An 18,867-nucleotide genomic window follows, 5' to 3' on the forward strand; every position below is an offset into this window, starting at 1 on the left:
GTTCAAATTAAAAGCTATCAGCAAAACGCTGGTAGCTTTTGTTTTTCATTACTTTTGCTTCCAAAATCAAAGAGCATTGCAATCTGAACTGGTTAATATTTTAGAAGAGTTTGTTACCGAAAACAAAGTGCAGCTTATCAATAAAGTGCTTTCGGAACGAACAAGACATTTAACTGTAGTATTGGAAGATGTCTATCATTCTCATAATGCAAGTGCCGTATTAAGAACTTGTGATTGTTTTGGCGTACAAGATTTACATATCAGCCAAAAACTGCACGATTATCATATTAACCCCAATATTGTAAGAGGCGCTTCCAATTGGGTCACACTTCATAAATATGAAAGGGGAGATCAGAGTAGTTCAAATTGCTTAAGCCACTTACGCAAAAAAAAATACCGACTAGTCGGTACAACCCCAGACCAGAATTCTACATCTATACATGAGTTGGACATTACTGAAAAAACAGCCATCATTTTTGGAACTGAATTAGAAGGGATTTCTGACAATACTAAAAACGAAGTAGACGAACTAGTTCATATTCCAATGTATGGCTTCACAGAATCATTTAATATTTCGGTAAGTGCAGCCATGGTATTGCAAGATTTAGTAAGAAGGCTTCGGCAAAGCGATGTACAATGGCAATTGACAGAGCAAGAAAAAGAAGACTTGAAATTTGAGTGGTATCAGCGAATTGTGAAGAGATCAGACCTTCATATAAAAAACTATATAAAGGAACAATCTGTGGGTCATAAAGGTTGACAACAGAATGTGATTGGCAGGCATACTTTTTAGAACCATTAGCGTTTAGCATTAATAACTTCAGAAACCCAAGAGTTTGAAATCAAAACATATTTTTACATTGCTGCTTCTATTCGCCACAAGCTTGGTGTTTGCGCAAGAAACAATCATAAGAGGTAAGGTTACTGATGCAGAATCGGGCGATCCAGTTCCTTTCGCTACTGTGGTAATTCAAGGTAGTCAGGTGGGTATTGCCACCGATTTTGATGGCAATTATGAACTAAAAGGACAAGCAGAATCAGATACCGTTTTGTTTTCCTACGTAGGTTATGAAACACGAAAAAAATTCTACCAAAAAGGAATTACCCAAGTAATCAATGTACAGTTGCAACCAAAGGCAACAAATCTAGGCGACTTTGTAGTGTTGTCCGACAGGGCCGAAAATCCAGCCTTTGCTGTTATGCGAAGCGTGATTGACAACAAGAATAAGAATGACAAAAGAAGACTTGATGCCTATGAGTACGACTCTTACAACAAGATAGAAATTGATGTAGATAACATCTCTGAAGAATTTAGAAAGAAGAAGTACATGCAAAAGGTAACTTCGGTATTGGACAGTATTGATATCATTGCTGGGGAAGATGGAAAGCCCATTTTGCCGCTTTTTATTTCTGAATCACTTTCCAAATTCTATTTTAGATCTAACCCTAGACTACAGAAAGAGCAAATCATAAAAACGAAAATCACAGGAATAGGAATCGAAGATGGATCTCTTATTTCTCAAGTAATTGGTTCTTCTTTTCAAGAATACAATTTCTACCAAAATCGCATGAACATTGTAGAAAAGGAGTTTGCATCGCCAATAGGAGATGGCTGGCGTTTGATTTACAATTATGAGCTTACCGATAGTGTAAGTATAGACGGAGAGTTTTGTTATGTATTAGACTTCAAACCAAAAAACGATCAAGAATTGGCCTTTATAGGCACCATGTGGATAGCAAAAGAAGACTTTGGCATTAAACGTATGGATGCAACCATGCAGCCAACCGCCAATTTGAATTTCATTGAAAAAATAAAAATTCAACAAGAACTCCAGCGAATGGAAGGAGGAGCATGGCTTCCGGTAAAGTCAAGAATTTTGATCGATGTATCAGAAATCACCAAAAAGTCTGCTGGCTTTTTAGCGAAATTCTACACCTCCAATAAAAACATTGAATTGACCCAGCCTAAGCCTAATAAATTCTTTGAACGAACAATAGAGTTAGAAGAAGATGCACGCATTTCTGATGAACAATTTTGGATAGAAAACAGACACGATTCGCTTACCACAACCGAAATCAGTGTAATAGCAATGATCGACTCCTTAAAGCAAATTCCTATTGTAAAAACATGGACGGAGTTGCTCAAAACATTCGCTAGAGGTTATGTAGAAGTAGGGCAGTTAGACTTAGGGCCTTGGCCAGTGTTGGTTTCTTCAAACGATGTGGAAGGGTTCCGAACTAGAATTGGAGGTAGAACGAATGAGCACTTTAGTTTAAAATGGCAATTCAATGGCTATTTGGCCTATGGTTTTAAAGACAGAAATTTTAAATACGGATTAGGAGCAACTCACTTCATATCAAGGAAAAAGTGGACTACAATCTCGGCCAATTATAGAAACGATATTGATCAATTAGGCTTACAGCCCGATGGAATTACAGATTTTGACAATGCAAATGCCTTTGTGGCCCTCAGTCAGTTGGGGAACCTCATTCGACCTTTTGCCTATGAAAGTATTCAGGTGGATTTAACCAGTCAGGTATCTAAACCCTTTTCTTTTAGTCTGAGATTAAAAAATCAAGATTTCACTCCATTGTATGATGGCTTTAGTTACTATACCGACCCCAGTGACATTAATTCACCAACGGGCACAAACTTTACCACAACCGAAGCCACATTAAAATTAAAATATGCCAAAGATGAAACCTTTATCATAAATGATAATAGCCGAATCAGTTTAGGTACCATCCGTTGGCCAACCTTTATCTTAGGCTATACCCGTGGTTTTAAAGGCTCATTAGGCGGTGATTTTGACTATAATAAACTTGATTTTGGAATATCTCAGCGATTGAAAATGGGTTTCTGGGGTATTTCTCATTATCAAATCACTGCCAGTCGCGTTTTCGATGAGGTACCTTACCCTTTGTTAACCGCCCACATTGGTAATGAACAACCTGTTTATGCGAGCTTTGCATTCAATACTATGAATTTCTATGAGTTTGTAAGTGAACAATATGTGTCGTTACGCTACCAACATTTCTTTGAAGGCTTTATTCTGAATAGAATTCCGCTACTCAAAAAGCTGAAATGGAGACTCGTAGCCAGTGGTAATGTGCTTTATGGCGATATCAGTGATAAAGCTTTAGCTGCCCAACCTACTGTTGACTTTTTGAGTTTAGACCCGAACAAACCATATTCAGAGGTAGGGGTTGGTGTAGAGAATGTATTTAAGTTCTTTAGAGTCGATTTTTTTCAACGACTTACTTACCTCGATAACCCAGACATAAAGAAAAGACAAATTAAGGTGAGTTTTAACCTTTCGCTTTAATCTAAGCTTACAAGAAGAGTTTACTTAGAATAGATTAAGATTTGCCACTTTTCACAAAGGATTAACCTAAATAATATTGCATATTTGCGATTCGAAAGAACTATGAAGCAAATCCAAATGGTTTGTAGCATTTGGTGAAATAAATTATGAGTGCAGAAAGTATAAAAATCACCCTTCCAGACGGAACTGTAAAAGAATTTGCCAAAGGAAGTTCAGCAATGGACGTAGCCTTGAGTATTAGTGAGGGGTTAGCCAGAAATGTATTGGCCGCTGAGGTAAATGGAGAAGTAAGAGATGCCAACCGGCCTATTAATGAAGATTCAGAGGTGAAACTTCTTACCTGGAATAATGATGAAGGAAAAGCCACATTTTGGCACTCATCCGCACACTTAATGGCAGAAGCGCTTGAAGCACTTTATCCAGGTACTAAATTCGGAATTGGGCCATCTATTGAGCATGGCTTCTATTATGATGTAGACTTTGGTGAGCATCAGAATTTTGACCATTCTCACTTAGAGAAAATCGAAGCCAAAATGTTAGAATTGGCTCGTGAAAAGAACGAATACAAAAGATCAGAAGTAAGCAAGGCCGATGCCATTGCTTATTTTAAGGAGAAAAATGATGAATATAAACTAGACCTTTTAGAAGGTTTAGAAGACGGTTCAATTACATTTTACCAGCAAGGAAATTTCACCGACTTATGTCGTGGGCCGCATATACCAAATACAGGCTTTATTAAAGCTGCAAAAGTATTGAGTATTGCTGGAGCCTATTGGAGAGGCGATGAAAAGAACAAGCAGCTTACCCGCCTTTACGGAATTACTTTTCCGAAGCAAAAAGAATTAACAGAGTACCTTCATATGTTGGAGGAAGCAAAAAAACGTGATCACAGAAAACTGGGTCAGGAATTAGAGCTATTTACTTTTTCTCAAAAGGTAGGAATGGGGCTTCCGCTTTGGTTGCCAAAAGGAGCTAAGCTTCGCGAAAGACTCGAAACCTTTATGCGTAAAGCACAAGTAAAAGCTGGTTATGACCCTGTAGTTACTCCGCATATAGGCCATAAAAACTTATATGTAACCTCTGGTCATTATGAAAAATATGGAGCCGATTCATTTCAGCCGATAAAAACACCAAATGAAGGGGAGGAATTCTTGCTAAAGCCAATGAATTGCCCTCATCATTGTGAGATATACAAATCAAAACCACGTTCATACAAAGAATTGCCTGTACGCTTGGCCGAATTTGGAACGGTGTATCGCTATGAACAAAGTGGCGAGTTGCATGGTTTGACTCGTGTAAGAGGCTTTACACAAGACGATGCCCATATTTTCTGTACTGAAGATCAGGTAAAAGAAGAGTTTGTTAAGGTAATAGACTTAGTGCTTTATGTCTTTGAATCACTTGGATTCGAGAATTTCACGGCTCAAATTTCTTTAAGAGATCCTGAAAATAAGCAGAAGTATATTGGCAGTGATGAAGCTTGGCATAAAGCAGAGTCGGCTATTATTGAGGCAGCAGCAGAAAAGAATCTGAATACGGTAACAGAATTAGGAGAAGCCGCTTTTTATGGTCCTAAGCTAGATTTCATGGTGAAAGACGCTTTAGGTAGAAAATGGCAATTGGGAACAATCCAAGTAGATTATAACCTTCCTGAGCGTTTCGAATTAGAATATACAGGTTCTGACAACCAAAAACATAGACCAGTGATGATTCACAGGGCACCTTTTGGTTCATTAGAAAGATTCGTTGCAGTATTGATCGAGCACTGTGCTGGAGAGTTTCCACTTTGGCTAACACCAGACCAAGTGGCTATTCTACCGATTTCAGAAAAATATGCCGATTACGCACAAGATTTATACAAAATGCTTCAGTCAGAAGATATTACAGGTTTTGTTGACCATCGTGATGAAAAGATTGGAAGAAAAATCCGTGATGCTGAAGTGAAAAAGATACCTTTGATGCTTATTGTTGGCGAAAAGGAAAGAGACAATAATGAAGTGGCCGTAAGACGACACGGTCAAGGCGATGTAGGTACCATGAGCATAGAATCATTTGTTGATTACTTTGCTAAAGAGAAAGCTAAATCGCTGAATATTCAATAATTTAATCTGCGTAATATCGGAGTATTGGTAATTAGAAAATTATGCCGATATTTGCAGTCATTTTTAACAAAAGAAGGAGGTTAACATCGCAAAAATGAGGAGAAAGTACCCCCCGAGAGGTAGGGTAGAAGAGCCATACAAAGTCAATCTTAAGATTCTAGCATCTAAGGTGCGAGTCGTTGGCGAGAACGTTGAAGTAGACGTCTATGATATAGATAAAGCGCTTCAAATGGCTAGAGATCAAGGACTTGATCTGGTAGAGATTTCTCCCAAGGCAGATCCGCCTGTTTGCAAGATTGTTGACTACTCAAAGTTTAAGTATGATCAGAAGAAGAAGCAAAAGGAAATAAAAGCCAAAGCTTCAAAAACTGTGATCAAAGAAATCAGATTCGGCCCTAATACGGATGATCATGATTTTAACTTTAAGCTTAACCATGCTATAGGTTTTCTAAAAGATGGGTCAAAGGTAAAAGCCTATGTTCACTTTAGAGGAAGAACTATTGTATATAAGGAAAGAGGAGAGATTTTATTATTAAAGTTTGCCCAGGCCTTAGAAGAATATGCAAAGGTTGAGCAACTGCCTAAGTTGGAAGGAAAAAGAATGTTTCTTTACCTTACTCCTAAAGCAATAAAAAAGTAGAACCAATATTTATTAAATAAATTTAAAATGCCTAAAGCAAAAACTAAATCAGGAGCTAAAAAGCGTTTCAAATTGACTGGGACTGGTAAGATCAAAAGAAAGCATGCTTTCAAAAGCCACATCCTAACCAAGAAAGAAACGAAGCAAAAACGTAATCTTACTGACATGGCACTAGTGCACAAGTCTGATGAGAAAAACGTTAAAGCGATGCTCAACATTTAAGAAACCATTAAGGTTATTGTTTCACCAGATGTTTGGTTTTAAGTACTCAGTTAAATGAGGCGCCAAGGATCAAAAAAATCAAAATTATGCCAAGATCAGTAAACGCGGTAGCGTCAAGAGCAAAAAGAAAAAGAATACTAAAATTAGCCAAGGGTTATTTTGGTAGAAAAAAGAATGTATGGACAGTAGCGAAGAACCAAATTGAGAAAGGTCTTCAGTATGCATACAGAGACAGAAAAGCAAAGAAAAGAGAGTTTAGAAAACTTTGGATTCAAAGAATCAATGCAGGTGCAAGATTGCACGGAATGTCATACTCTCAATTAATGGGAGCTATTGGTAAGTCAGGCATTGAGCTTAACCGTAAAGTTTTAGCCGATTTGGCTATGAATCACCCAGAAGCTTTCAAAGCGATTGTGGAAAAAGTAAAATAGTAAACTCCGTAAAATATATAGAGTGAGAGACCTCAGCTAAGGCTGGGGTTTTTTATTGCCCAATTTTTATTAAGAATTGCCATTGCGGACATGAAAAAAATAAAGCCCAGCTCATAAATGAACTGGGCTTTTTTGTAGCGAGGACGGGAGTTGAACCCGTGACCTCAGGGTTATGAATCCTGCGCTCTAACCAACTGAGCTACCTCGCCTTCAAAATTGGAGTGCAAACATACGAATTAGAGCAAAGAAAATGCAATAGGAATTGAAGAATTTTGCACAACTTTTATCAATGATTTTCGATAACCTAAAAACGGGTATTTTTACCACCCAGAAGTGAAGCTAATTAATGCTGAACCAGCTTAATTTCCTTTGTCAACTTTTTAGTTTGTGGTATTCCCATATTAGTTCTATATTATCGAAATAAGTTTTTCAATATGCCAAAGAATAAGTTTGTAACAGAGTTTGAAGTGAATGCGTCTCAAAAAATACTTTTCCCGTATTTGAGTACCGCAAGTGGGCTGGCGCAATGGTTTGCTGAAGATGTGAATATTAATGAAGATAAAGTTTACAGTTTTCTGTGGGATGGAGAGGAGCATAAGGCAACAAAGGCTTCTCAAAAAACCAATCATTTTGTGAAATTCGAATTTGTTCCAGAAACGGAAGAAGACGAAGAAGATCCTTCTTACATCGAGCTAAGGTTAATGATAGGAGAACTAACACAATCAGTATTTATTCAAATCACAGACTACTCTGATATAGACGATCCAGAAGAACAACAAGACCTTTGGGAGAATACTGTCCATAACCTGAAGGAGATTATTGGAGGTTAATCCCTTAGTATTGGTTCTATATTTGGTTTTAGTCCTGCAAGGCATGATCTTTGTGAACAAGGCCTGAGATTGCGAGGAATGAAGAAGATTGATAAATTGGTGTTTGGCTCTTTCATTGGGCCATTTTTACTTACCCTAATCGTTGTAGATTTCATACTGCTTTTGGTCACTTTACTAAAGTACTTTGATCAAATTATGGGCAAGGGGCTAGAGTTTTCGGTGTTTGCTGAACTGATCACCTATTTTTCAATATCTGCTTCCCCTGATGCTTTTCCTTTAGCAGTTCTTCTTAGTGCAATTATGACCTTTGGTAATTTAGGAGAGCACTCAGAACTTACTGCGGTTAAGAGTTCTGGCATATCCTTGGTGCGATCTTTAGCTCCCATTTTTGTCTTTGTCCTTTTTCTTACAGGGTTTACATACTATTTCAACACTGAATTGGTACCTAAGACCAACCTCAAAACTTATAGCCTTCTTTGGGATATGCGATCTAAAAAGCCTGCTTTAGATATAAGAGAGGGGGTTTTTTACAATGGAATTCCGGGCTACAGCATTAAGGTGAATAAAAAAATTGACGATGAACGACTTCTCGACATCATCATATATGACCATACTAATCGAAGTAAAAGAGGTAATAAAGAAGTGATTCTGGCAGACTCTGGTCGTATGTACACCTTTATGAACCAGAGGTATTTGGCTTTAGAGCTTTATAGTGGAATTAAGTATGACGAAGGGAGTAACGAGAAGTATGATCAAAAAATTGATGGAGGACAGTTTGTAAGAAACCGCTTTAGTAAAAGCATAATAAGATTTGATCTTTCTTCATTTGATATGGGCGAAACAGATCAAAATGCCTTTAGTAGAAGTAGGTTAGTGCAAACCAGAGGAGATTTAAAAGTTGGGGTAGACTCTATGAGTTTGGATATTTTGAGAAGTAAGAAAACACTTTTCAGACAGATAGGAGGGAAGTTTAGCTACCATATGTTGAGAGAAGTGGATATTCCTGAACAAGTAGAAAAAGAGCTCAGCTTTTATGATTCACTTAGAACAACAAGGAAAAAGCCGAAAGCTGCTGAGCTTGAGAGTTTAGTCAATCACGGAGTGGAAGAGATAACTTTAGAGTCAAGAGACCTTCCTGTAGATGAACTTCCAGAGGTTGCTTTTATGCAAACGCCAGTTGCTCCTAGCGTAACAACCGAAACTAAGGTGAAAGGTGTTGTAATGACAGATGATGAACTCGTTGATGAAATAGAAGCATTTTACAACACTAGAGCAAAGAAAATGAATATTTATGCTACGGCTCTAAATAGTGCCCGATCAAGTAACGCCACCATTAAAGCGAACATTAGTACTCTAGCTACTGTTCAAAGAGATAAAAATAAATTTAAGGTTACCAGAGCGCAACAAATTTCAAGATCTTTTGCATGCCTAGTAATGTTTTTAATTGGCGCTCCCATTGGAGCCATTATTAAAAAAGGAGGGCTTGGGCTGCCAGTTATCATATCGGTAATCTTCTTTTTAATCTATTATACCTTAAATACCATGGGCGATAAATGGGGGAAGCAAGGAGTGGTAGACCCTCTATTTGCTATGTGGATGGCCAATCTCATACTGTTGCCATTCGGTCTTTTCTTTTTGCGTCAGGCCAGTAAAGACGCTCGTTTGTTTGAAGCTGATTTTTATGCCGTTTGGTTGGAGAAAATAAAAAAGTACTTCACAAAGAAGAAGCAATTAAAAACGGCCTAACTTGTTTACTAGTCGGGTATAAATTATCTTTGCGGCTGTTTTTAAATTTTAATTATCAAATTTTAGCTAAGCATGTATTTATCAAGCGAAAAGAAAGTTGAGTTGTTTGAGAATCATGGTCGGTTAAAGGCAAAAAAAGATACAGGTTCTCCTGAGTCTCAAATTGCTCTTTTTACCTACCGTATCAACCACCTTACAGAGCACTTAAAGAGTAATAGAAAAGATCACTCTTCAAGAACTGGATTACTTAAGTTAGTAGGTAAAAGAAGAAGATTACTAGATTATCTTATCAAGATTGACATTGAAAGATATAGAGCAATCATCGCTGAATTGAACTTACGTAAGTAATACAACTAATTAAAAAGAAGGGAGTTCATTGTGGATTCCCTTCTTTACTTATTTCGCATACTGCTGGTTGTTTTTGATCTCCCCGCGCTGTACTACACAAAAAATATTTTATGCTGAATGTAATAACTAAAACCATCAAAATGCCTGATGGTCAAATCATAACGATTGAAACGGGTAAGCTAGCGAAACAAGCCGATGGTTCGGCTGTAGTAAGAATGGGTGACACCATGTTGCTCGCCACAGTAGTATCTGCTCAAGATGCTAAAGAAAATGTCGACTTTCTTCCTCTCTCTGTCGACTATCAAGAAAAATTTGCCGCTGCTGGTAAAATCCCTGGTGGATTTTTGAAAAGAGAAGGTAGGCTTTCTGATCACGAAGTATTGATTTGCCGTTTGGTAGACAGAGCCCTTCGTCCTCTTTTTCCAGATGATTACCATGCCGATACGCAGGTAATGATCTCGATGATTTCATACGATAAAGACGTACAACCAGATGCACTTGCTGCGCTTGCTGCTTCTGCCGCACTTTCTGTTTCTGACATTCCTTTTAATGGGCCTATTTCAGAAATAAGAGTAGTAAAACACGAAGGTCAGTTCAAATTAAACCCAAGTAAGGAAGTTGCTGAAGCATCTGAACTTGAGATTATTGTAGCTGCCGATATCAATAATATTATGATGGTAGAAGGTGAAATGAGCGAAGTCTCTGAAGCCGACATGCTTGAAGCAATGAAAATTGCTCATGATGCCATTAAAATCCAGTGCCAAGCACAGATAGAATTAGCTGTTGAAGCAGGTAAAACTGAAAAGCGCGAATATTCTCATGAAAACAATGATGAATTGCTTTATGAAAAAATGAAGTCTGATCTTTATGATAAGCTTTATGCCTCAGTAGCAAAACAAACTGCTGATAAATCAATTCGAAGCAGTGATGTAAAAGACATCAAAACAGAATGGGTAGATGCACTTCCTGAAGATCACGAATATGATTCTTTCTTGATTAGCCAATACTTTAAGAAAATACACAAAGCCGCTGCTAGAAACTTCGTTTTAGATTCAAGCAAAAGACTTGACGGTAGAGAATTCAATGAAATCAGACAAATTTGGTCTGAGGTTGATTACTTACCTTCTGCCCACGGTTCTGCAGTATTCACTAGAGGTGAAACACAATCATTAACTTCTTGTACATTAGGTACTAAGCTTGATGAGCAAATGATTGATGGTGCTACAGAACATGGCACAAACAAATTCATTCTACACTATAACTTCCCTGGTTTTTCAACGGGTGAAGTAAGGCCAAATAGAGGTCCAGGTAGAAGAGAAGTAGGACATGGTAACTTAGCAATGCGTGCATTGAAAAAAGTATTGCCTTCTTCTGACAAAAACCCATATACTATTCGTTTAGTGTCTGACATCCTTGAGTCAAACGGTTCGTCATCAATGGCAACAGTTTGTGCTGGATCATTATCCTTAATGGATACAGGTGTTCAGATTTCTGGCCCAGTTTCAGGTATAGCAATGGGGATGATCTCTGATGCTGAAAGTGGAAAATACGCTATCCTTTCTGATATTTTGGGTGATGAAGATCACTTAGGAGATATGGACTTTAAAGTAACAGGTACTGAAAAAGGAATCACTGCTTGTCAAATGGACATTAAAGTAGATGGCCTTTCTTACGAAGTACTTGAAAAAGCTTTGAACCAAGCAAGAGAAGGTAGACTTCATATTCTTAACGAAATGAAGAAAACCCTTGCCACATCAAGAGAAGATTACAAGCCTCATGTTCCTAGAAGTGAGAAGGTGATCATTGGTAAAGACCAAATCGGTGCGGTAATCGGACCTGGTGGAAAAGTAGTTCAAGAAATCCAGAAAGAAACAGGAGCAACTGTTATTATTGAAGAAGAAGCTAATAACGGAGTTGTTACAGTTTTTGCTGAAAACAAAGAAGTTATGAACGCTGCTTTAGCTAGAATTAAAGCCATAGTGGCTATTCCTGAAGTTGGCGAGACTTACGAAGGTAAAGTAAAATCAATTATGCCATTTGGTGCATTTGTTGAGTTTATGCCTGGTAAAGACGGTTTACTTCATATTTCTGAAATCAAATGGGAGCGCGTTGAAAAAATGGACGGTTTGATGGAAGTAGGAGAAGAGATTACCGTTAAGCTTGTTGAAGTTGATAAGAAAACAGGGAAATTTAGATTGTCTAGAAAGGCACTTCTACCAAAACCTGCAAAAGATTAATTAACTAAAGCAGTATAAAGGTGTTATTAATAGAGGAACTTTTCATAGATTCCATGATGTTTAGTTTCTTGTCACAGTTTTAAATCACAATTAATTGAATGAGACAGCTTAAGATTAGTAAGCAGATAACGAATAGAGAGTCTCAATCTCTAGACAAATACTTACAGGAAATCGGTAAGGTAGATCTTTTGACTCCCGATGAGGAAGTAACGCTTGCTCAGAGAATACGTGAAGGAGATCAGTTGGCGTTGGAGAAGCTTACTAAAGCAAACTTGAGGTTTGTGGTTTCGGTAGCTAAACAATATCAGAACCAAGGACTTTCTTTGGGCGATTTAATTAACGAGGGTAACCTTGGCTTGATTAAAGCAGCACAAAGGTTTGATGAAACTAGAGGTTTTAAGTTTATTTCTTATGCCGTTTGGTGGATTCGTCAATCTATTCTTCAGGCACTTGCCGAACAATCTAGAATTGTAAGGTTGCCATTGAACAGAGTAGGTTCATTAAATAAAATCTCAAAAACTTTTTCTGAGTTAGAACAAAAATTCGAACGTGAGCCATCTCCAGATGAACTTGCAGAAGTATTGGAGGTAACTACCAATGAAATCGTTGACACCATGAAAATTTCAGGTCGTCACGTATCAATGGATGCTCCATTTGTTCAAGGTGAAGAAAACAGTCTTTTGGACGTTCTCGAAAATGACATGGATGAAAAGCCAGATACTGGTTTGATGAATGATTCATTGAGAAGAGAAGTTCAAAGAGCACTTTCAACACTTACTCAAAGAGAGGCGGACGTGATTTCACTTTATTTTGGATTGAATGGAGAGCACTCAATGACCCTAGAGGAAATTGGTGAGAAATTCAATTTGACTAGAGAAAGAGTTCGTCAGATCAAAGAGAAGGCAATCAGAAGATTGAGACATACATCGCGAAGTAAAGCTTTGAAACCTTATTTGGGTTAAGTAGAACATACATTATTTTAAAGGTCTCTTGAGAAGGAGACCTTTTTTATTTGGACTAGGGAACAAGGATTGCCCAAGTGCTGTTAATCGTTTAGTTTTGAAAATCAAGCAACAAAAAAATGACTGAAGAAAAAGTAAAAGTATTAATCATTGGTTCGGGTCCTGCAGGTTATACTGCAGCCATTTATGCTTCTAGAGCAGGTTTAAACCCAGTTTTATACACGGGTGGCGAACCGGGCGGCCAACTTACCACTACAAACGATGTGGAGAATTATCCTGGTTACCCAGAAGGAGTGAATGGACCTCAAATGATGATCGATTTTCAAAAACAGGCAGAAAGATTCAATACCGATGTCCGTTATGGTTTAGCTACAAAAGTTGATTTTTCTGGCTACCCTCATAAAGTTTGGATCGATGAAGGCAAACATTTGATAACTGCTGATGCTGTAATTATAGCTACAGGTGCTACTGCAAAATACTTAGGTTTAGAATCAGAAAAAACTTATGCAAATAAAGGTGTGTCTGCCTGCGCAGTATGCGATGGATTTTTCTACAAAGGAATGGATGTAGCGGTTGTTGGAGCGGGTGATACTGCTGCCGAAGAAGCTACTTACTTGGCCAATATTTGCCCGAAAGTGCACCTTTTTGTAAGAAGAGACGAAATGAGAGCGTCTAAAATCATGCAGAAGCGTGTATTAAATACTAAAAACATTGAAGTACACTGGAATACCGAAGCAGAAGAAGTTTTGGGCGATGATACTGGTGTAACAGGTGTAAGGGTAGTAAATAACCAAACTGGAGAAAAGAAAGAGATTGATATCAAAGGTTTCTTTGTGGCCATTGGTCATAAGCCAAACACCGATATTTTTAAAGGCTTCCTTGATATGGACGAAACAGGTTACTTGAAAGTGATTCCTGGAACGTCTAAAACCAATATTGAAGGAGTGTTTGCTACTGGCGATGCTGCGGACAGAGTGTATCGTCAAGCTGTAACCGCTGCTGGTACTGGTTGTATGGGAGCTTTAGATGCGGAGCGATTCTTGACTGCGAAAGAAGAAGAGCTAGAAGAGGCAAAAGGATAAAAATGAATTGATAAAGAGGGTTTGAGTTTGGTCAATCCCTCTTATTATTTTAAAGATTATGAAGTTAGATATTCTTGCCCTCGCTGCCCACCCTGATGATGTTGAACTTTCATGTTCTGGCACATTACTTAAAGCAATTCTTAACGGTAAAAAAGCAGGCATTGTAGATTTTACAAGAGGTGAATTGGGAACACGTGGTACACCAGAAATAAGGCAACAAGAGGCAAATAAATCGGCTGAGATTTTAGGTTTGAGCGCAAGAGAAAATTTAGGCTTTCGCGATGGTTTCTTTAAAAATGATGAAGAACACCAGCTAGAAGTGATTAAAATGATCAGGAAGTATCAACCAGAAATCGTTTTGGCCAATGCTTTTGATGATAGACATTCAGATCACGGAAGAGCATCTCAATTGTCTAAAGAAGCTTGCTTTCTTGCTGGTTTAAAGAATGTTAAGACAGAAATTGACGGTGTTGAGCAAGCCGCTTGGCGACCGAAAGTAGTATATCATTATATCCAAAGCATTCCGTCACAGCCAAATTTTGTGGTGGATGTTTCTGAAGTTTGGGAAAAGAAGATTGCTTCTATCAGGGCCTTTACTTCACAGTTCTTCGATCCGAATAGCAACGAAACTAATACCTACATTTCTTCTCCCGAATTTATGAAAATGGTAGAAGCCAGAGCCATCCATTACGGTCATGAAATTGGAGTGCAATACGGTGAAGGTTTTAATGTCGAGCGAATGACAGGAGTAGGAGATGTTTTTGACTTACTTTAGGAAGTACTAAAACAACCTCATTACCCAATGAAATGCTGTTAATTTGATCGAAACGGCCTTATTTGGTCAAAGAACTCATCTCTGTTCTTGTCTTTTTTTATCAAGTAAACACTAATGATAGATGTCTTATGTTCCGTGGCTTCATCATTATCATTGAGCCACTTTAATGTATATTTAAAGTCCTTTTCAAAATAGAAATCACATTCGATTAATTTTTTGTTGTGCTTCACATCAGCGCATCCAACGCGAAATTTATCTTCCCACGGCACATCATAGTATCGGGTTTCTAATTGGCCTAAATCTTTGTCTTTTTTTACAATAGTAAAAGAGTTGACAGTGATGGACTGACTTACTAAACTCTCATTTTCAAACATATCCTTTATAAGCCGCTGACCCTTAGTTTGATTTAAGAGCTTTTGGATTTGAGGATAGCTGTTTGATTGTGCTGGAGCTACTGTGCTAAAAGAAAAAAGAAGAACACAGAATAGACAAAGGATGTTTCGGCTCATAATCATTAGGTTAAGTGTAATTGATTGATGCAGGAAACCTCCCAAATGCGCTATTGAATAGCGGTGCTAATCTTTCAAATAAAGGTGAGTATAAACTGTTGAATAATAATAGGAGCGACTAAAATTATTTTAAATCAAGGCGCCATTCTAAAAGTGGACCAGTTTTCGTTGTCTAATTTCTGATACATGATTCTATCGTGCAGCCTGCTTTGGCGTCCTTGCCAAAACTCGAAAGTTTCTGGAATAATACGGTAGCCACCCCAGAAATCGGGAAGAGGCACTTTTCCGTCCATAAATTTGGCTTTCATTTCCTGAAGCTTCATTTCCAAAATACTTCTCGACTTAATCACTTGGCTTTGGTGCGAAACCCAAGCACCCAGTTGGCTGCCGAAAGGCCGAGAGGTAAAGTAAGCCAAAGACTCCATTTTGGTTACTTTCTCAATTCTTCCCGTGATCGCCACCTGTCTTTCTAGCGCATACCAAGGAAAAAGAACCGATACATAAGGGTTAGCATCAATCTGTTGCGCCTTTCTACTCTTGTAATTGGTATAAAAAACCACTCCAGTATCATCCAAAGCTTTCATTAAAACCGTACGCTGAAAGGGCTTTCCGCCTTCAGCTACAGTGCTCAATACAAAAGCGTTAGGCTCTAAAACTTCACTTTTAACCGCTTCATCAAACCACTTTCTGAATTGAGTAAACGGAGAAGGGGCAATAGTATCCAAATCCAAACTAGCTTTGGTATACTCCTGTCTTAAATCGGCAATGTTGGTCATAGAGAAAACTTCTGTTCTTGCAAATATAACAGCCTAAGGACGAATCTTTGTTTTCTAAATTAGGCATTCCAAAATTCGTTCTATAAATTCAAAACTCACAGCAATGCGATTAGAATACGATAAAAATATTCCCGACCCACAAAACGGAGATCTTCTGATCTCCGAACCTTTTCTGCATGACCCCAATTTTGATCGCACGGTAATTTTAGTTTGCGAAAATGGAGAAGAGGGCACTTTTGGCTTAGTGGTGAATAAAATGACGGACTTACTTTTGGATGAAGTAATGAATGACAGTTTTCATTTGAATGGCTTTAATGGCCGTTTGAACCTTGGAGGGCCTGTTGAACAAAATACACTTCATTATGTCCATAGAATTCAAACTCCAGTAGAAGGAGCAATAGAAATAGGGGACGGATTGTTTTGGTCTGGAAACTATGAGCAAATAAAATCCATGATTACCAATGGTCAGGTAGGTGAGAATGAAATCAAATTCTTTTTAGGTTATTCAGGCTGGTCCAAAGGACAACTGAGAAAAGAGTTGGATAGTCAATCGTGGTTTGTAAAGCCCAAAGCCACTACCCGCCAGATTTTTGACCTAAATGAAGACGAATTGTGGAAGTCTATCTTGAATGAAATGGGCGGAAAGTATAAAGTGTTCTCAAATTACCCCGCAGACCCGCGTTTGAATTAATAGTTTTGTTAACTTTGGTTTGTTACGGAGCGACCTCTAGGTCGATTAGAATTTATGAGTGAAGAAAAGAGTATGCAGTCAGGTGATCAGAATATCGAAAATTCGAATGCTGATAAGAATACCGAAAATTTAGAAACACCTCAAACGGAATCAGTATCTGAAACAGTTGAAAATAAAGCTGTTGAAGAGGTGGTAACGCCCGTTGAAGAAGTTAAGCCCGAAGTTGATGTTCCACAAGAAGCTACGGTTGAGGAAACTACACCAGTAGAAGAGGCTCCAGGTCAGGCTGAAGAACCAGTAATTGCTGAGACTGAGGAAGCTCATGCTTCAGATGTTGCTGTTACTTCGGAAGAAGCAGAAGATGTTGATACGGAAGAGGAACATGATCACGATGATGAGGAAGATCATCAAGTTATCGATTATTCAAATCATACCAGAGAGCAGCTCACAGAAGTAATTGAAGAATTAACTTCTGAGAATAACTTTAAAAAAATAGACGCTATTCTTGCCCAAATTGAGCCGTTATTTCAAGAAACCGAAGATGCAGCTCGTCAGGAAGCTTTAGATAAATTCATTGCCGATGGAGGTGAAGAGGCCGACTTTGAGTATCGTCACGATAGATTATACAATCGCTTTGATGCTTCTTTGCGCCTGATCAAGGACAAAAAGCATACTTACTATAAAGAACGCGAGGCGAACAAAGAAAAGAACTTACAGAAGAAAACTGAGCTTCTGGACAAATTGAGAGAGTTGGTGGATGAAGAAGCAACCACTAGCTTAAACCCAATTAAAGAAATCCAGGAAGAATGGAAAAAGGTAGGGCAGGTACCAAACCAACATAACAGAACACTTTGGGCCAATTACAATGCCCTTATCGATAGGTTCTACAATAACCGCCACATCCTTTTTGAACTTAAAGAACTAGATAGAAAGAAAAACCAAGAGGCCAAAACAGAGCTTTGTGTAAAAGCTGAAGCACTTGACCAAATGGATAACCTCAAGGATGCCATCATTCAGTTGAATGAATTCCATGAGGAGTATAAAAATATTGGCCCTGTGCCAAAAGAAGTACAAGAAGAGCTTTGGCAGCGTTTTAAAGCCGCTTCGGATAAGGTTTACCATAAGCGAAAGGAATATTTGGATAGCCTTAAAGGTGAGCTGAACGAAAACCTTGAAAAGAAAAAAGTACTTGCTGCTGAACTAAAAGCCTTTACAGAGTTTGATTCAGATCGCATCAATAAATGGAATGCCAAGACCAAAGAGATTTTGGCCTTACAGAAAAAATGGGATGCCATTGGTGGTTTGCCAAGAGAGCATGCCAAAGAAGTGAACAAAATCTTCTGGGGCGATTTCAAGAAATTCTTTAGTAACAAGAATGATTTCTTTAAGAAGTTGGAAGGCATGCGCCAAGAGAACTTAGAAAAGAAAGAAGCCTTGATTCAAAAAGCCATTGAGTTGCAAGAAAGTACGGATTGGGATTCGACTGCAAATAAATTAAAGACGCTGCAGCAACAGTGGAGAGATATTGGGCCTGTGCCTGAGAAGGTGAGAAACTCAATTTACGAGAAATTTAAAGCCGCTTGCGATGCATTCTTTAATAACAGAAGAGCAAACTTGAGCAAGGCAGACTCTGAATACGCAGAAAACCTTAAGAAAAAAGAAGCCATCATTCAATCAATTCTAGATGCTGCCGATAAAGGTACAGGTTCTGAAAAGGAAATGGATGAATTCTTGGCCATGTGGCAGGCGGTAGGCTTTGTGCCAAGAGGAGCAATGAAGTCTATTGAACATAAGTATTCTGAGGCACTTGCCAAGTATGTGAAGGGGCTTGACGTAGAAGGACAGGAAGAAGAGCAGTTGATGATTAAGGTGGAGCTTGGCGGCTTACAAAATGGGCCGAATGCAGACCGAAAATTAAACAAGAAAGAAGGGGAGCTGCGTAGACAAATTCAAGAGATTGAAGACAACATTTCACTTTGGAATAACAATCTTTCATTCTTTGCTAATTCTAAAACTGCCGATAAGCTGAAAGCTGAGTTTGATGAGAAAATAGAGAAGGCAAAAGAAGAAATAGATCACTTGAAAAAACAACTTAAAATGGTGCGTAGCATGTGATTTTAAGGCAATCTGATTTTTTTATCAAAAAAGTTTAGAACGCTTTTGCATTATAAAAACAGAGGCCTATATTTG

17 protein-coding genes and 1 tRNA gene are annotated in these 18,867 nt (G+C 38.2%); 15 read left to right on the plus strand and 3 right to left on the minus strand.

Features of this window, described 5'->3' with window-relative positions; translation table 11 throughout:
- The first annotated feature begins 76 nt into the window (after positions 1-76).
- From AAC026_RS09050 to rplT, 6 genes are all read left to right on the plus strand, one after another.
- Positions 77-760 carry an RNA methyltransferase gene (locus tag AAC026_RS09050; protein WP_339606237.1) on the plus strand — a complete coding sequence of 228 codons (684 nt, stop codon included), beginning with the start codon at positions 77-79 and terminating at the stop codon, positions 758-760.
- A 76-nt stretch (positions 761-836) separates the two neighbouring features.
- The gene (locus tag AAC026_RS09055) at positions 837-3,326 is read left to right on the plus strand and encodes a DUF5686 family protein (RefSeq protein ID WP_339697175.1); all 2,490 of its coding nucleotides are present in this window, start codon (positions 837-839) and stop codon (positions 3,324-3,326) included.
- 146 nt (positions 3,327-3,472) lie between these two features.
- Positions 3,473-5,428: a threonine--tRNA ligase gene (gene thrS / locus AAC026_RS09060; RefSeq protein WP_339697176.1), complete on the plus strand. Its 1,956-nt coding sequence runs from the start codon at positions 3,473-3,475 to the stop codon at positions 5,426-5,428.
- Between the two features lie 94 nt (positions 5,429-5,522).
- Positions 5,523-6,068 (plus strand): translation initiation factor IF-3, encoded by a 546-nt coding sequence (gene infC, locus AAC026_RS09065; protein ID WP_339606240.1) that lies wholly within the window; start codon positions 5,523-5,525, stop codon positions 6,066-6,068.
- A 27-nt stretch (positions 6,069-6,095) separates the two neighbouring features.
- On the plus strand, positions 6,096-6,290 hold the full coding sequence (gene rpmI, locus AAC026_RS09070; RefSeq protein ID WP_339606241.1) for a 50S ribosomal protein L35: 195 nt from the start codon (positions 6,096-6,098) through the stop codon (positions 6,288-6,290).
- An 86-nt stretch (positions 6,291-6,376) separates the two neighbouring features.
- Positions 6,377-6,721 (plus strand): 50S ribosomal protein L20, encoded by a 345-nt coding sequence (gene rplT / locus AAC026_RS09075; protein WP_339606242.1) that lies wholly within the window; start codon positions 6,377-6,379, stop codon positions 6,719-6,721.
- 135 nt (positions 6,722-6,856) lie between these two features.
- On the opposite strand, the gene AAC026_RS09080 is transcribed toward rplT, so the two are convergent.
- Positions 6,857-6,930, minus strand: a tRNA-Met gene (locus AAC026_RS09080).
- A 225-nt stretch (positions 6,931-7,155) separates the two neighbouring features.
- On the opposite strand from AAC026_RS09080, the gene AAC026_RS09085 reads away from it, so the two are divergent.
- The 7 genes from AAC026_RS09085 (at position 7,156) to bshB1 (ending at position 14,701) form a co-directional block, all read left to right on the plus strand.
- On the plus strand, positions 7,156-7,551 hold the full coding sequence (locus AAC026_RS09085; RefSeq protein ID WP_339606243.1) for an START-like domain-containing protein: 396 nt from the start codon (positions 7,156-7,158) through the stop codon (positions 7,549-7,551).
- A 78-nt stretch (positions 7,552-7,629) separates the two neighbouring features.
- Positions 7,630-9,297, plus strand: a complete 1,668-nt coding sequence (locus AAC026_RS09090; RefSeq protein ID WP_339697177.1) for an LptF/LptG family permease — start codon at positions 7,630-7,632, stop codon at positions 9,295-9,297.
- Between the two features lie 72 nt (positions 9,298-9,369).
- Positions 9,370-9,645 (plus strand): 30S ribosomal protein S15, encoded by a 276-nt coding sequence (gene rpsO, locus AAC026_RS09095; RefSeq protein WP_339606245.1) that lies wholly within the window; start codon positions 9,370-9,372, stop codon positions 9,643-9,645.
- A gap of 110 nt (positions 9,646-9,755) precedes the next feature.
- The gene (gene pnp / locus AAC026_RS09100) at positions 9,756-11,882 is read left to right on the plus strand and encodes a polyribonucleotide nucleotidyltransferase (RefSeq protein WP_339606246.1); all 2,127 of its coding nucleotides are present in this window, start codon (positions 9,756-9,758) and stop codon (positions 11,880-11,882) included.
- Positions 11,883-11,980: 98 nt separating this feature from the next.
- A complete protein-coding gene (locus tag AAC026_RS09105; protein WP_053224442.1) occupies positions 11,981-12,844 on the plus strand; it encodes an RNA polymerase sigma factor RpoD/SigA in 864 nt (287 codons plus the stop codon).
- 119 nt (positions 12,845-12,963) lie between these two features.
- Positions 12,964-13,926, plus strand: coding sequence for a thioredoxin-disulfide reductase (gene trxB, locus AAC026_RS09110; RefSeq protein WP_062591748.1), 963 nt, complete (start codon positions 12,964-12,966; stop codon positions 13,924-13,926).
- A 58-nt stretch (positions 13,927-13,984) separates the two neighbouring features.
- On the plus strand, positions 13,985-14,701 hold the full coding sequence (gene bshB1 / locus AAC026_RS09115; protein WP_339697179.1) for a bacillithiol biosynthesis deacetylase BshB1: 717 nt from the start codon (positions 13,985-13,987) through the stop codon (positions 14,699-14,701).
- Between the two features lie 38 nt (positions 14,702-14,739).
- Here bshB1 and AAC026_RS09120 read toward each other — a convergent pair whose 3' ends face one another.
- Together AAC026_RS09120 and pdxH are read right to left on the minus strand one after the other, a co-directional pair.
- On the minus strand, positions 14,740-15,210 hold the full coding sequence (locus AAC026_RS09120; protein ID WP_339697181.1) for a hypothetical protein: 471 nt from the start codon (positions 15,208-15,210) through the stop codon (positions 14,740-14,742).
- A gap of 134 nt (positions 15,211-15,344) precedes the next feature.
- Entirely contained in the window at positions 15,345-15,986 is a 642-nt protein-coding gene (gene pdxH, locus AAC026_RS09125; RefSeq protein WP_339697183.1) for a pyridoxamine 5'-phosphate oxidase, read from the minus strand.
- Between the two features lie 103 nt (positions 15,987-16,089).
- Here pdxH and AAC026_RS09130 point away from each other — a divergent pair, with 103 nt between their 5' ends.
- Both AAC026_RS09130 and AAC026_RS09135 read left to right on the plus strand, forming a co-directional pair.
- Positions 16,090-16,677 carry a YqgE/AlgH family protein gene (locus AAC026_RS09130; protein ID WP_339697185.1) on the plus strand — a complete coding sequence of 196 codons (588 nt, stop codon included), beginning with the start codon at positions 16,090-16,092 and terminating at the stop codon, positions 16,675-16,677.
- A gap of 54 nt (positions 16,678-16,731) precedes the next feature.
- A complete protein-coding gene (locus AAC026_RS09135; RefSeq protein WP_339697187.1) occupies positions 16,732-18,792 on the plus strand; it encodes a DUF349 domain-containing protein in 2,061 nt (686 codons plus the stop codon).
- The last annotated feature ends 75 nt before the right edge of the window (positions 18,793-18,867 follow it).

It is taken from the genome of uncultured Roseivirga sp., assembly GCF_963973945.1.
Classification (GTDB): domain Bacteria; phylum Bacteroidota; class Bacteroidia; order Cytophagales; family Cyclobacteriaceae; genus Roseivirga.